This is a genomic window from Arenibacter catalasegens (genome assembly GCF_002909235.1).
GTDB classification, from domain to species: domain Bacteria; phylum Bacteroidota; class Bacteroidia; order Flavobacteriales; family Flavobacteriaceae; genus Arenibacter; species Arenibacter catalasegens.
Genome location: NZ_PHQQ01000039.1, coordinates 18391 through 33213, shown reverse-complemented (window position 1 = coordinate 33213; position 14823 = coordinate 18391). Strand labels below are relative to the sequence as shown.

Genomic DNA, 14823 nt, shown 5'->3' with positions numbered 1-14823 from the left:
CAGAATCGTTCAATGCAAAAATAAAAGCTTTTAGGGCACAGTTCAGGGGTGTGAAAAATGTAGAATTCTTCCTTTATAGACTAACTACAATCTTTGCATAAACACAACAATTGGTCTTGATCCAACAAATGGCCACCCTACAAACCAAGCAGATGACCTTGGCCCTAGACCTTACAGATGCCCAACAAAAGCAAATTCAGAGTTTAAACTTGGATAATGCCAAGGACCGTGCAGAGAAAATGAAAGAAATGAAAGCTAAAAGGGAAAGCGGTGAGGCTAAAAAATTGACTTCGGAAGAGCGTTATACTATGAAAACGACCATGTTGGATCGTCAAATCGCTCAAAAGGAAAAGATGAAAAAAATACTGAATAATGATCAGTATGAAAAATGGGAGAAAATGAAAATGAACAGAGAAGGCCATAGAAGAGGCAAAGGAATGCAACGCCATAAAGAAAGAGCTGACGGCAAATAAAAACCTCCCCCTATTAATTTGGAAGGCTAAATGGACAAAATGATGTCTATTTAGCCTTCTCTATTTTATCAATGCAGGTCTTTAGCAATGTTGGAGAGTGCTGCAATGGTCTCATCCAAATCCTGATAGCTCAGGGCATCGTTCAAAAAGTAGCTCTCAAATGCACTGGGCGGTAGGTATATACCTTGGTTAAGCATCCCGTGGAAATATTTTTTGAAGATGTCATTGTTACCTTTAGCAGAAGTTTCAAAATCTATTACCGGCTCAGCCGTAAAATGAATGGAAATCATGGAACCGAACCTATTCAATTGAAAAGGAATATTGTTATCGGTCAATACTTTTGCCAAGCCCTCTCCTAAGTATTTGGTCTTATCGGCCAAACTTCTGAAAATTTCTGGATTATTGTTTAATTCGGTCAACATTGCCAAACCAGCGCTCATGGCCAAAGGATTTCCACTCAGCGTTCCTGCTTGGTAAACTGGCCCATCAGGAGCCAAATACCCCATAATTTCATCTCTTGCTGCAAAGGCACCAACAGGCAATCCTCCTCCAATTACCTTCCCAAAGGTTACTATATCCGCTTTTATTCCCAATACTTCTTGGGCACCACCCTTTGCCAATCTGAATCCGGTCATCACCTCATCAAAAATCAATAATATATCCTCTTGGTCACAAAGTTCACGAAGTCCCTTAATAAAACTTTCTTCAGGTATAATACAACCCATATTTCCCGCAATAGGCTCAATAATAATAGCTGCAATTTCTCGTTTGTTGGCTGCGGCCAATGCCTTAACACTTTCCAGATTATTATATATTGCCAAAAGGGTATCCTTAGCCGTTCCCTGGGTAACTCCTGGGCTATTGGGACTGCCAAAAGTAACAGCTCCACTACCCGCTTGAATTAAAAATGAATCGGAATGACCGTGGTAGCATCCCGCAAACTTTATTATTTTATCCTTTCCCGAAAATCCCCTAGCTAAACGAACGGCACTCATACAGGCTTCGGTTCCGCTATTAACGAATCGTATCTTATCAATATTAGGGACCATAGAAACCGCCAATTTAGCCAGCTGAGTCTCTATTTCTGTTGGCATTCCAAACGAGGTACCCTTTTTTGCCTTTTCAATAACTGCATTTATTACGGGATCATAGGCATGCCCTAAAATTAAGGGACCCCAAGATGCTATATAATCTATTAATCGGTTGCCATCCTCATCGTACAAATAGGCCCCTTTGGCCTCCTTTACAAATATAGGATTACCACCAACGGCCTTAAACGCCCTTACGGGAGAATTAACCCCCCCAGGAATATAACGCTGTGCTTCAGCAAATAAAGCACTGCTTCTTCTATACATCATAAATTATCTAATTTTTTCGGATTTTACCGTTAGTTTTTGGCCCTCTGCCAAGTTACTGTTCTTCATATTATTCAACTTCATCAATTCCGGGATGGAAACAAAATACCTTTTAGAAATAGAATAAAGGGTATCCCCCCTTTGCACTACATGAATTTTGTAATCGTATTGCTTTGGCTCTTTTTTTACAATGCCCCCGGAGCCAACCACCTTCCTGTCATATTTATCCAATTCATATCGTTCTATAAGCGCAATCAATTTATGTGGATACTTCCGATCCGTTGCATAACCGGCTTCCTTTAAACCATAGGCCCAACCTTTAAAATCATCATGCTCCAAATCGAATAAAAAAGCATATCGTGCCCGAGAGGACAAAAATATACTGTGGTCCCTAAAAGAATACATAGGATGATTATATTTCCTAAAACATTCCCCTTTAGCATCATCGTCATGAAAATCATAATCTCCATCCCAATCGGAATGACATTTTATACCAAAATGATTATTGGTCTTGGCTCCTAGGACACCTCGGCCTGCACCACTTTCTAAGATACCTTGAGCTAGGGTTATACTGGCAGGTATGCCATAAGCCTTCATTTCAAATTGGGCAATTTCAGCAAATGTCTCTATATATTCCTCCGTGGAATTCACTGTAAATTTTACAAAATTACCGTTATCTTCTGGAAGTGCATAGGCTGCTTCATTCTTGGACTGGTTCAATGATTTGGAATCGGGCGTAGTTGAAGCTGTATTAGTCCTAACATTAGGCTTCTTAGCATAGGTAGTTTTCTTTTTAACACCACAGCTAACTAGGAACAAACCCAAAAACATGGTTATCGCTATTCTTTTTATCATACTTTTATTAATGGAAGATTCTTCTTTTTCAACACTACATTCATTCCCGATATTCCTTGCAAGCCACCGCTGTGTATTGCTAAAATTTTGGTTCCCGGTTTAAAATAATCATTCTTTACCAGATCTAAAATACCAAATAATAACTTTCCCGTATAAATGGGATCCGTGGGTATATTAGTGGTTTCTTTAAAATAATTAATAAACGTTATAAGCGCTTCAGAAACCTTGGCATATCCCCCAAAATGATAATTGGTATTGATTTCCCAGTTCTCTTTGGCGGTAAAATTACGAATATCTTTTTTTAGAAAATCACCTTTTAAGGAAGGAAAGCCTATTATATGTTGATCATTATGGGATGAATTGATAATTCCAGCTAAGGTTCCACCAGTTCCCACACTGGAGCATATGACATTAAAGTCCTTATCTCCCGGGGTCAGAATTTCTTCACAACCTTTAACGGCCAACGAATTTGTACCTCCCTCAGGAATCATGTAATACGGACCATAATCTTTTTCCAAGACATCCAAAAAAGAGCTATCTGCCTTTTCCTTATATTCAGATCTTGTAATAAATTTAAAATTCATACCATGCTCGTGTGCCTTGGCCAGGGTGGGGTTCTGCATCCAATTCTGACTTAACTCTTCCCCTCTTATGACCCCAATGGTCTTAATTCCATAAAATTTTCCAGCAAAGGCAGTAGCGGCAATATGATTGGAATAAGCCCCGCCAAAGGTAAGAATGGTATTAATACCCCACTGCCTGGCTTCCATAATATTGTACTTAAGTTTTCTGTACTTATTTCCAGAGATGTAAGGGTGTATCAGGTCTTCCCTTTTTACTACGAGATCGACTTGTTTTTCCTTTAAAATAGAAAGATTTACTCTTTGATTAATTCCCTGCACGTTGAAGGCTTTTCCCTCCAAAGATATTTAATAAAGCTGAACGGCCTTCTCTCTTGTAGATAATATAAATTGGTCTCATTATCATAGGCTTCCCGTTCAAAACTAATATTTTGGTAGGCCTTATAGGCATCAAAGTACATGAAAAAGCGAACAAGTCCTTCCAATAGATACAAAAAATAGAAAGGAATTATCAATAATTCCTGTTGTTGTCTCAAGTGTATTCTTTCGTGATTAAGCAGTGTCACGTCCTTTTTCAAAGATGAGTTCTTTAAAATAATGAAAGGCCAAAGAGACAATCCAACGTAGTTCTTGTAAAATAAATGTTTAAATACTAATATCATTTACTAGGATAAATAACGTGCTTATCAAAGATAAGGGGGGCTATTAAAAAAAAAATCCATAATCGGCTTACTACGAACAAAATAGGTCAAAATGCAAAAAGTATGCTAAACTCTGTTAAAATAAGTGCCCCCTGACTTCCGTCCTCAAATTAATTGGCTTAAATCCCATAAATTTACATCAATGAAGAAATTTATACCATTGGAGGAAGGAGATTTTTACCTCTCAGAGGAGGGATACAAAGTATTTACCAAACAATATCATCTTAAAAGGGGGTATTGTTGTGAAAGTGGCTGCAGACATTGTCCTTACGGCTACAACCAAAAAACGAATACAACTCGCCCTAACTAAGGTGTTCGGCATGATTATTGAGATTATTTACATGGAATATCATCAGTACTAATTCAAATAAAACAGCTATGAAAAAAATTAAATTTTTAGTCGTTCCGATCTTGGTGTTACTTTTCACAAGTTCCTGCACTTCGGTACGTGTACTATCAGATTATGATAAAGAAGCAAATTTTAATTCGTTTAAAACCTACGCCTTTTATAAGACAGGCATAGACAAGGCACAAATATCGGATTTGGATAAAAAGAGAATATTACACGCCATAGATGACGAGATGAGCTCCAGAGGTTTTGTGAAATCTGAAGACCCTGATATTTTATTGAGCATATTTACCAAGGAAAAACAACAGGTGGATGTCTACAATAATTATTGGGGAGCTGGCTACTATGGCTGGGGTTGGTCTCCATTTTACTGGGGATCTCCTTATCATGGCGGAAACAATGTTAGTACAAGGACCGAAGGCTCCTTGTATATAGATGTCATCGACGCCAAGAACAAGGAATTGGTTTGGCAAGGAAGGGGCATTGGCACCTTGAACAACATTAGAAATATGGAGAAGAAAGAAGCGAGGATAAAAGAGTTTGTTTCTGAAATTTTGGAGGCTTATCCTCCTGGCACGGCTGTAAATTAAAAAACCTCCTATTCAACACCTATTGGCCATGAGCTAATCAATTGGCCTTTAGCGTAATACATTGGATTAGATTCCCCTAGATTCCCTTCCCATTTGGGAGGGGATTTTTTTTTAAAAAGTTACTCCAGGCCAAGCTATTACACCCTTAAATCGCCTATTAAAGATCTATCCCAAACTCCACATATGGGAGTAATAAGTCCCACAATAAATTATCATCACCCTTGGGCGGCACGGGGGCATTTCGTATCTTTAAAAGGATTAAAACGCAATGTATGTCCTACGAAAGCAACTACATATTGGATAAGCTTCCCAAACATTTGAAGCAGTATATTAAACCTCAAAATTATGAGGATTACACTCCAATTGATCAAGCGGTGTGGCGTTATGTGATGCGAAAAAATGTAGATTATTTGAGCAAGGTTGCCCATAAAAGTTATTTGGAGGGACTAGAAAAAACAGGGATTTCCATAGATGATATTCCCAATATGTATGGTATGAACCGAATTTTGAAGGAGATCGGATGGGCGGCCGTAGCCGTAGATGGTTTTATTCCACCATCGGCCTTTATGGAATTTCAAGCCTACAATGTCTTGGTCATAGCGTCTGACATTCGGCAGTTGGAACATATTGAATACACTCCTGCTCCTGATATAATACACGAAGGGGCAGGTCACGCTCCAATAATTGCCAATCCGGAATATGCGGAATATCTGCGGAGGTTCGGAGAAATTGGGTCCAAAGCTATTTCCAGTGCAAAAGATTACGAACTGTATGAGGCCGTAAGGCATTTGTCTATTATAAAAGAAGCCGAAGGCACCAGTCAAGTGGATATAGATATGGCCCAAAAGAAAATTGAAGACTTACAGGATAACATGGGGGAGCCAAGCGAGATGGCACTTATTCGAAACCTACATTGGTGGACTGTTGAATATGGACTTATAGGCACATTGGAAGGACCTAAAATATATGGGGCAGGTTTACTTTCCTCTATTGGAGAAAGTGCGTGGTGTATGACGGATAAAGTTAAAAAAATTCCCTATTCCATTGAAGCCGCACATACTTCCTTTGATATTACACAGCCACAGCCCCAACTTTTTGTTACCCCAGACTTTGCCTACCTGAACCAGGTATTGGAAGAATTTGCCAATACCATGTCCTTGAGAAAAGGCGGATTAAATGGTTTGGAAAAACTTATAAATTCTAAAGAATTAGGAACTGTGGAGCTAAGTACCGGCCTGCAAATATCTGGTAATTTTGACAATGTAATTGCCCATGAAGGAAAACCTGTCTACTTACAGACCATTGGAAATACAGCACTTTCATATCGCGAAAAGGAATTGATCGGACACGGTATTCTACAGCATTCCAAGGGCTTTGGATCGCCCATAGGAAAATTAAGGGGCATTAATCTGGCCATTGAAGATATGAGCCCCCGTGATCTTAAAGCTTATAAAATTTATGAGGGCGAAGTCGTCTCCTTGGAATTCATAGGTGATGTAAGGGTTTCCGGAGAAATTATTACAGGCACAAGAAACCTCAAGGGGGAAATAATACTGATTACCTTGGACAATTGTACAGTGACCCATAATGAAAAAATACTCTTTCAACCAGGTTCAGGATTATACCATATGGCTGTTGGCGAAAATATAGGTTCCGTTTTCAACGGTCCTGCCGATCTAAAGAGTTTTGATTTGGCGGCAACCCATAAGGTATCAGACACCACCATTAAAGCTGCCAAAACTGAGAAAAAGAAACAGTTGGAACAGTTTTACAAGCAAGTAAGGGAATTTAGGGAAGGTAAAAACGTAACTATTTCCAGAAACAAGGTTTTTCAGGAAATAAAAGTCAACCACTCAAAAGACTGGTTACTTTCGGTTGAATTGTATGAATTGGCTAAAAACAATGGGGATGAAGATTTTGCCAAAGACTTAAAATTATACTTGGAAACCCTTAAAAACCAAAAGCCACAGTTAGGACATCTCATAGACGACGGATTAAGCTTGGTAGACAAAACTTTGGTGACATAGCGAACCTTAGTATTTTCAATTGTATTACCTATATTTATGGTCCGACCTTTAATCGATTTGAAATGAAATTTTTGACTTACTACCTGTGTTCTTTCTTAATGCTATCCATGTCCTTTGTAAAATCCCAAACCAATTATGAGAAAAACAAGGTCCCCACATTTGAAGTGCCAGACCCCTTAATTACCTTTAGTGGTGACAAGATCAATTCCGTTCGGAAATGGGAAAAAGTTAGAAGACCGGAGTTGCTTGGATTTTTTGAAAACAACGTATACGGAAAGCTACCCAAAACTCTAAAGATAGATTCTTATAAAATTTTAGAACAGGACGACAATGCCCTGAATGGAAAAGCCAAACGCAAACAGGTAGAACTCACCTTTAAGAATAACGACAGAATATTGAGTTTTACCATCTTACTCTATCTTCCTAAAGACATGGACAAAGCCCCCGTTTTCTTGGGATATAATTTTTATGGAAACCATACCATTACTGAAGATAAAGCAGTCATAATTCCCTCAGCATGGGCCAATAACAATGAGGCTTTTGGCATTAAAAACAACACCTTAACCGAGGAATCCAGAGGAAAAAGAACTAATCGCTGGGCTGTGGAAAAAATATTGGACGCCGGTTATGGTCTAGCTACTATTTATTATGGGGAAGTTGACCCTGATAAAAATGATTTGACGGACGGAATCCAAAATCTTTTGTATCAACCAACCCAAAGTCAGCCCGAACCTGACGAATGGGGTAGTATTGCAGCTTGGAGCTGGGGTATGGTCAGGGCTCTGGATTATTTTGAAAAAGACCCCAATATTGACGCTTCAAAAATCATAGCTTTTGGCCATTCGCGCCTTGGAAAAACATCGCTCTGGGCCGGGGCTACCGATAAAAGGTTTGCCGGGGTAATTTCAAATAACTCGGGATGCGGAGGTGCTGCCCTTTCCAAACGGAAATTTGGAGAGACCCTAGCGGTTATAAACGATAGGTTTCCCCATTGGTTTTGCGATAATTTCAATCAGTATAGCGATAATGAAGAAGCATTACCAGTAGACCAACATCAATTATTAAGCTTGATCGCGCCTAGACCCCTTTATGTAGCAAGTGCAGAAGGAGATCAATGGGCCGATCCCAGGGGTGAGTTCCTTTCCGCCTATTATGCAAGTTCAGTCTATGAACTATATGGCAAAAAAGGAATAGGTACCATAGAAATGCCCAAGGTAAATGAACCCATCCAAAACACGGTAGCCTATCACATTCGTACCGGAAAACATGATGTTACTGATTACGATTGGGAAAATTATATCAAGTGGGCAAATGCCTTTGTGAAATAGTGGAAAGACTAAACTTAACTAGAGTCATTTAATCCAACAGCCTTAATTCATCCAAATTTTCAATGTTCACATCCCCATAAACCAGGGTCCATCCCATAGAATTGGTAAGTACCAGGAATTTGGAAAGCTCACTAAGGAGTCGGTTCTCCGCGTTGGATTTTAAAGTAGAGGCCTCTATTTTTTTCAGCAAAGAGGCATTTACGTTGCGTTTAATTTTATTATAGTCTTCGGCATTGAACTGATTTAAATAATCTGATGTAACATCGTAATATTCAAAATCGGGGTTTATCTTAATTTCTGGTGCCGGGACATCAATTATTCGAAGTGTCTTAGTAGCCTCGTCAATATCAAATTTTATCAAACTTAAATCGTAACCCACCGTTACCTCTGCATTTACCACTACCAAGGCTTTTTTATGGGCCGTAATTAATGGGCCGAACAATTGTTGGGAATCCTTATAATTATAAACTTCCGCAAAATGCCCCTCCGTAACTATAAGTTTTGAAACGTTATTTATCTGCTCTTGAATGAGCATGGAATTCTCTTTTAATATGGACTTATTCTCTTTATCCTCCGCACAGGAACGGAAGATAAGTACCGCTGCCAAGGTTAGGATTACTCCGGTCAATATTTTCTTCATGCACTAAAATTTCATAAAAGGATACTCTTTTTGAAGGTACGTAATTTTTTGATCAAGTGTTTTAAGGAATTCTTGATGCTTTCCCGATTCGGAATTAAATGGCCTATGGTTTAATCCGTTCTGAACGGCTGATACCTTCTCCATAACAGCCATTGATTCTTTGGTCATCCAAACAGATGCAAATTTTTCCCAGATATAATCTATCGCCAATTGATTAGGGTGCACCATGTCCTTTGCATAAAAGCGATAATCCCGAAGTTCATCCATCATTAGCTCATAGCTGGCAAAATAAACGGTATTCCCTTTTTTAAGCACTTGGTGAACCGCCGATATCAAATGCGCCTTACTCTGCTGATTTTCAACAAAACCATCCTTTAAATGACGTACCGGGGAGACTGTGAGAATAATTTCCGCCTTAGCATTCACAGCTCTAATTTGATGTATAACTGCCTCTAGACTTTGGCTGATCTTTTCTATTGAAAGCAACTTCTTTTCAAACGCCATCTGAGGCACTTTATGACAATTAGCCACTTCCTCTCCACTCTCTTTCAATTGATAGGCCCAAGCAGTACCTAAAGTAATAACAATATGTGAAGCATTCCTTATCTGAAGTTGTGATTGCAATAACCCTGAGTTTAAATTCTGAAGCAATCCTTCCTTTGTCAAGGAGGACAAATCTGAATGTGCATCATAGCACTGCCAACGGTCATTCAAAAAAAACACCTCTTCTTCTGTGTATTGTTTCTGATCAATCGCCCTAGAGATTAAATTTTTGATCGCCAAAGGATGAAACAAAATTCCAAATGGATTTTGTAGTACTTGAAATTTATAATAGGATAGCTTATCTCCTATATTTTCTACAAAACAAGACCCAAGCAACATTATTCGACTCGTATAATCGATCTGATTTTCAGCTTTTGCTAAGGGTATATGTGTTTGTAGCTTCATTAGGCTATAGTTTAGCTTTTTGTTGGTATCCAATTTGCCATATGGGCGGTTCAACAAATTGTGCTCTTTTTATCCTCCTTTCATTTCTTTTGCTCGCCCAAAAGAAACGAAACAAAGAAAAAGGCGCCTTATCGGATGAATTTTTTCGACAACAAGGTCGAAAAACCAAAACCGAAACTCCGCGTCGCTTCACACCTTCGCTCCTGCTATCGGAGCTTTCGGATTCAATTCTGCCGATAAGGGTTTTAGCTGCGCTGGCATCAATGTTTACAGCAACACTCTTTTAATATTGATCTATTACATAGTTTAAAAAAGAATCTGCAAGGTCTACATCAAATAACTTTTGGCCTTTTCCAATGCTTCCTGTATGCCGGCCGGATTTTTTCCTCCGGCAGTGGCGAAAAAGGGTTGCCCACCACCACCACCTTGGATATATTTTCCAAGCTCGCGAACAATCGTTCCTGCGTTCAATTTTCTATCGTTGACCAATTCCTTGGATATATAACAGGACAGAATTGCTTTCCCATCTTTTTCCGATGCAAACAACAAAAATAGATCCTTCCTATTCTGGCCGAGTTCAAAAGAGACATCCTTAATTCCCGCGGCATCCAAATCAACCTTTTTGGCCAAATATTGAATTCCGTTTACTTCCGTAAGTTCATTCAACAATTCACCCTTCAGATTTTTAGCTTTATCCTTTAATAGGTTTTCCACTTCTTTTTTCAACCTTAAATTCTCCTCATGCAAAGCCGTTAATGCTTTAACGGGTTCCTGGGAATTATTTAAAAGTTCCTTTAATTCCAAAAGTGTGTTATTACTCTCCGAATAAAAGTCCTTTACAGCATCAGAGGTTATGGCCTCTATTCTACGAATTCCCGCAGCAACTGCTCCTTCTGACTTAATTTTAAAATGCCAGATATCTCCCGTATTTTGCACATGGGTGCCCCCGCATAGTTCTACGGATTGTCCAAAGCGAATGGTGCGTACGGCATCACCATATTTTTCCCCAAACAGTGCCATGGCCCCTTGTTCCAATGCCTTTTCCATAGGTACATTTCGCTGTTCTTCCAAAGGAAGTCCATTACTTACCCTCGCATTTACAAAACGCTCAATGGCTCCCAATTCATCTGCACTAAGTTTGGCAAAATGGGAAAAATCGAATCGCAGGTATTTGGAGTGTACCGCTGAACCTTTTTGTTCCACATGAGTTCCCAATATTTCCCGTAGGGCCTGGTGCAATAAATGGGTAGCCGTATGGTTACATTCAGTTCTATTACGCTGCTTTGCATCTACTACCGCTCTAAATTTATCTCCAGTATCCCTTGGTAGGTTTTTTGCAAAATGAATAATTTCGTTATTTTCTTTTTTGGTATCCAAAATATATACGACATCACCATTTGGGGTCTCTAAATACCCCTTATCCCCCACTTGGCCTCCTCCTTCTGGATAAAAAGGAGTTAGATTAAACACCAACTGAAACTGCTCACCTTCCTTTTTAGAAGTTACTTTTCTATATTTTACAATCTTAACCGTTGTTTCCAAATGGTCATAACCTACAAATTCCTGTTGCAGATCATCAGCAAGAACTACCCAATCTTCTTTGGACACTTCAGAGGCCGACCTTGAGCGAGCTTTTTGCTCCTGCATGGCGACATCGAAACCCTTTTCATCCAATTCAAAGCCTCTTTCACTTAGTATTAGCGCTGTAAGATCAATTGGAAACCCGAAAGTATCATAAAGTTCAAAAGCCTTTCTGCCATCTATTTTTTTGTCCTTGTTTTCACCAATCATATTATCCAACAATAATAATCCTTGGTCCAAGGTCTTTAAAAAGGAATGCTCTTCTTCCTTTACCACATTTTCTATTAACTGACGTTGATCCTTAAGCTCGGGGAAAGATTTCCCCATGGTATCGGAAAGCACCTTGACCAAACGGAACATAAACGGCTCCTTGGTATTTAAAAAGGTAAATCCATATCGAATGGCCCTTCTCAAAATTCTACGGATTACATAGCCTGCCCCCGTATTACTGGGTAATTGTCCGTCCGCAATAGAAAAGGATACCGCTCTAATGTGATCGGCAATTACCCTAATAGCTATATTTATTTCTTCGTCCTTTCCGTATTTGGAATTGGTTATGGTTTCTATCTCCCTGATCAAGGGGGTAAAAACGTCGGTATCATAATTGGATTGCACCCCTTGCATTACCATACATAAACGTTCAAAACCCATTCCCGTATCCACATGCTTGGCAGGCAAGGATTCCAATTGTCCGTTGGCCTTCCTATTGTACTGCATAAAAACCAAGTTCCATATCTCCACTACTTGGGGGTGATCTTGGTTTACCAAAGATGCACCGGAAACCTTTGCCTTTTCTTCAGGGGAACGAATATCTACATGTATTTCGGAACAAGGTCCACAGGGTCCCTGATCTCCCATTTCCCAAAAATTATCCTTCTTATTTCCAAAAAGGATTTTATCCTTGTCCACTATTTTACTCCAAAGGTCCAATGCTTCCGTATCCTGCTCCAACTGGTCCGCATCTTTACTTCCCTCAAAAACGGTTACATAAAGGCTATCCCTATCCACTTTGCACACCTCGGTTAAAAACTCCCAAGCCCAGGAAATGGCCTCGGTTTTGAAATAATCGCCGAAGCTCCAATTTCCCAACATTTCAAACATGGTGTGGTGATAAGTATCCTTACCTACCTCTTCCAAATCGTTATGTTTACCACTGACCCTAAGGCATTTTTGGGTATCGGCTACTCGAGTAGACTTAGGAACAGAGTTCCCCAGGAAAAACTCCTTAAATTGATTCATTCCTGCATTGGTAAACATCAAAGTTGGATCATCTTTGATGACCATAGGTGCAGATGGAACTATTTTATGAGTTTTTTCCTTAAAAAATTCTAAAAACTTGGCTCTAATTTCTTGGGATTTCATGTAAATTGGTAAGCTTTTTATATATTTAACGGTTGTTAGAAAACATTTTGCAAAATTGCAAGTTATCTATAAATACAAGCACAAAAATAGGATAAATTAGATACATGTCTAAAGTAAAATATTATTACGATCCGGACACCCTATCTTATCGCAAGATAGAACCCAAAAAATCCAGAAGATTTAGAAATATAGCGCTATTTTTTCTAGGGTCTTTCCTTTTTGGATTCTTAGGCCTCATTTTACTATTAAACACTAATTTGGTAAACACACCTCGTGAATTATCCCTGGCCAGGGAAGTAAAAAATTATGAACTACAGTTCGAATTTTTGGGCAAAAAAATGGAACAGATCGAAAATGTACTGGCCAATATTGAAGACCGGGACAACAATATCTATAGACTATATTTTGAAGCCAACCCCATACCTGAAGAACAGAGAAGAGCTGGGTTTGGTGGCGTCAACAGATACAAATCCCTTGAAGGTTTCAATAATTCTGAAATGATTATCACCACTACCAAACGGCTCGATATTATTCAAAAACAAATGGTAATCCAATCTAAATCCTTGGATGAGATCACCAAGCTGGCAGAGGAAAAAGAAAAATTATTGGCGGCCATTCCTGCAATACAACCCATAAATAACGAAGACCTTACGCGGATGGCTTCCGGTTACGGCTGGCGTTCCGACCCCTTCACCAAGGCACGAAAAATGCACTGGGGAATGGATTTTACTTCACCCAAAGGTACTCCCATATATGCATCAGGAGACGGATTGATTACGCGAGCGGACAATAACGCCTCTGGTTACGGAAAACATATAAGAATAGATCACGGTTATGGGTACATGAGCCTATACGGTCATTTAAGTCAGTACAATGTTAAAGCCCGCCAAAAGGTAAAAAGAGGAGACCTTATTGGTTTTGTAGGCAGCACAGGACGTTCCGAGGCGCCGCATTTACATTATGAAGTATGGAAAGATGACGAACGCATTAACCCAATAAACTTCTATTACGGCAGTTTAACTGCGGAAGAATTTGAAAATATGTTGAAATACGCAACCCAAGAAAATCAATCCCTGGATTAATGCATATAGAACTTCCGGAAAAACGATATTATGGTATTGGTGAAGTGGCCGATGCTTTTGACGTGAACGCCTCCCTTATCCGATTTTGGGAAAAGGAGTTCGATGTTCTGAAGCCAAAAAAAAATGCCAAGGGCAATAGAAAATTTACACCCCAGGACATTAAAAACCTTCAACTAATCTACCATTTGGTAAAAGAACGAGGCTTTACCTTGGAAGGGGCCAAAACCCATTTAAAGGAAGATAAGTTAAAGACATTGTCCACTTTTGATGTAATCCAGAAATTGGAAAAGGTTAAAGCCGAACTTATCAAGATTAAAAATCAACTATAAATAACTCTAAATACTCTAATCATGAAAAAATGGTTAATTCCAGTGATTATCCTTGTCGTTTTAGGCATAGGACTATACCAATGGGCCGTAGGCTTCAACAATACCGCTATTAAACTTAAAGAAACTTCTACCCAGACTTGGGCCAACGTAGAGAGCGCCTACCAAAGAAGAAACGATCTTATAGGGAACCTTGTGAAAACGGTGCAGGGTGCTGCGGACTTTGAGAAAGGAACACTAACAGCTGTTATAGAAGCGAGGGCCAAAGCGACTTCGGTAAGCATAGACCCCACTAACATTACACCTGAGCAACTCGCAAAATTCAATGAGGTACAAGGCGGATTGAGCGGTGCCCTAAAGAGTCTTCTAGTTACTGTGGAGCGTTACCCCGACCTGAAAGCAAATCAAAATTTCTTGGAATTGCAATCACAGTTGGAAGGCACCGAGAACAGAATAAACATAGAACGAAATCGTTTTAACGAAAGCGTCTTGCCTTACAACAATCATATTAAAACCTTCCCAAATTCAGTATTGGCAGGTCTTTTAAATTTTGATGAATTGGCTTACTTTAAATCAGAAGCAGGCTCTGAGCAAGCTCCTGACGTGAATTTCGAATTCAATTAAA

15 protein-coding genes are annotated in these 14823 nt (G+C 39.3%); 8 read left to right on the top strand and 7 right to left on the bottom strand.

Annotated elements, in window-relative coordinates:
- The first annotated feature begins 128 nt into the window (after positions 1 to 128).
- The gene (locus tag CWD90_RS21595; protein WP_103478132.1) at positions 129 to 473 is read left to right on the top strand and encodes a hypothetical protein; all 345 of its coding nucleotides are present in this window, start codon (positions 129 to 131) and stop codon (positions 471 to 473) included.
- 68 nt (positions 474 to 541) lie between these two features.
- Here the strand turns inward: CWD90_RS21595 and hemL are convergent, their stop codons facing one another.
- From hemL to CWD90_RS21575, 4 genes are read right to left on the bottom strand one after another with little or no spacing between them, the layout of a single operon-like run.
- A complete protein-coding gene (gene hemL, locus CWD90_RS21590) occupies positions 542 to 1831 on the bottom strand; it encodes a glutamate-1-semialdehyde 2,1-aminomutase (protein WP_103478131.1) in 1290 nt (429 codons plus the stop codon).
- 3 nt (positions 1832 to 1834) lie between these two features.
- The gene (locus tag CWD90_RS21585) at positions 1835 to 2683 is read right to left on the bottom strand and encodes a glucosaminidase domain-containing protein (RefSeq protein WP_103478130.1); all 849 of its coding nucleotides are present in this window, start codon (positions 2681 to 2683) and stop codon (positions 1835 to 1837) included.
- Positions 2680 to 3606, bottom strand: a complete 927-nt coding sequence (locus CWD90_RS21580) for a 1-aminocyclopropane-1-carboxylate deaminase/D-cysteine desulfhydrase (RefSeq protein WP_239986586.1) — start codon at positions 3604 to 3606, stop codon at positions 2680 to 2682. Before CWD90_RS21580 ends, CWD90_RS21585 begins: the two co-directional genes overlap by 4 nt.
- Positions 3561 to 3842 (bottom strand): hypothetical protein, encoded by a 282-nt coding sequence (locus tag CWD90_RS21575; protein ID WP_317045742.1) that lies wholly within the window; start codon positions 3840 to 3842, stop codon positions 3561 to 3563. Before CWD90_RS21575 ends, CWD90_RS21580 begins: the two co-directional genes overlap by 46 nt.
- Before the next feature lie 265 nt (positions 3843 to 4107).
- Here CWD90_RS21575 and CWD90_RS23125 point away from each other — a divergent pair, with 265 nt between their 5' ends.
- The 4 genes from CWD90_RS23125 to CWD90_RS21560 all read left to right on the top strand — a co-directional run bounded on the left by CWD90_RS23125 (position 4108) and on the right by CWD90_RS21560 (position 8259).
- Complete coding sequence (locus CWD90_RS23125) at positions 4108 to 4275, top strand: DUF5522 domain-containing protein (protein ID WP_157941295.1); 168 nt, start codon at positions 4108 to 4110, stop codon at positions 4273 to 4275.
- A gap of 68 nt (positions 4276 to 4343) precedes the next feature.
- Positions 4344 to 4904, top strand: a complete 561-nt coding sequence (locus tag CWD90_RS21570) for a DUF4136 domain-containing protein (RefSeq protein WP_103478129.1) — start codon at positions 4344 to 4346, stop codon at positions 4902 to 4904.
- A 272-nt stretch (positions 4905 to 5176) separates the two neighbouring features.
- The gene (locus CWD90_RS21565; RefSeq protein ID WP_103478128.1) at positions 5177 to 6931 is read left to right on the top strand and encodes an aromatic amino acid hydroxylase; all 1755 of its coding nucleotides are present in this window, start codon (positions 5177 to 5179) and stop codon (positions 6929 to 6931) included.
- Between the two features lie 62 nt (positions 6932 to 6993).
- Complete coding sequence (locus CWD90_RS21560) at positions 6994 to 8259, top strand: glucuronyl esterase domain-containing protein (protein WP_239986585.1); 1266 nt, start codon at positions 6994 to 6996, stop codon at positions 8257 to 8259.
- 28 nt (positions 8260 to 8287) lie between these two features.
- Here CWD90_RS21560 and CWD90_RS21555 read toward each other — a convergent pair whose 3' ends face one another.
- The 3 genes from CWD90_RS21555 to alaS all read right to left on the bottom strand — a co-directional run bounded on the left by CWD90_RS21555 (position 8288) and on the right by alaS (position 12790).
- Positions 8288 to 8899 (bottom strand): DUF4230 domain-containing protein, encoded by a 612-nt coding sequence (locus CWD90_RS21555; protein WP_103478126.1) that lies wholly within the window; start codon positions 8897 to 8899, stop codon positions 8288 to 8290.
- A 3-nt stretch (positions 8900 to 8902) separates the two neighbouring features.
- Positions 8903 to 9847, bottom strand: a complete 945-nt coding sequence (locus CWD90_RS21550; protein ID WP_103478125.1) for a GSCFA domain-containing protein — start codon at positions 9845 to 9847, stop codon at positions 8903 to 8905.
- A gap of 327 nt (positions 9848 to 10174) precedes the next feature.
- Complete coding sequence (gene alaS / locus CWD90_RS21540; RefSeq protein WP_103478123.1) at positions 10175 to 12790, bottom strand: alanine--tRNA ligase; 2616 nt, start codon at positions 12788 to 12790, stop codon at positions 10175 to 10177.
- A gap of 104 nt (positions 12791 to 12894) precedes the next feature.
- Here alaS and CWD90_RS21535 point away from each other — a divergent pair, with 104 nt between their 5' ends.
- From CWD90_RS21535 to CWD90_RS21525, 3 genes are read left to right on the top strand one after another with little or no spacing between them, the layout of a single operon-like run.
- Positions 12895 to 13872, top strand: coding sequence for a M23 family metallopeptidase (locus tag CWD90_RS21535; RefSeq protein WP_103478122.1), 978 nt, complete (start codon positions 12895 to 12897; stop codon positions 13870 to 13872).
- Complete coding sequence (locus tag CWD90_RS21530) at positions 13872 to 14201, top strand: MerR family transcriptional regulator (RefSeq protein WP_103478121.1); 330 nt, start codon at positions 13872 to 13874, stop codon at positions 14199 to 14201. Before CWD90_RS21535 ends, CWD90_RS21530 begins: the two co-directional genes overlap by 1 nt.
- Positions 14202 to 14222: 21 nt before the next feature.
- Positions 14223 to 14822: a LemA family protein gene (locus CWD90_RS21525; RefSeq protein ID WP_103478120.1), complete on the top strand. Its 600-nt coding sequence runs from the start codon at positions 14223 to 14225 to the stop codon at positions 14820 to 14822.
- The last annotated feature ends 1 nt before the right edge of the window (position 14823 follow it).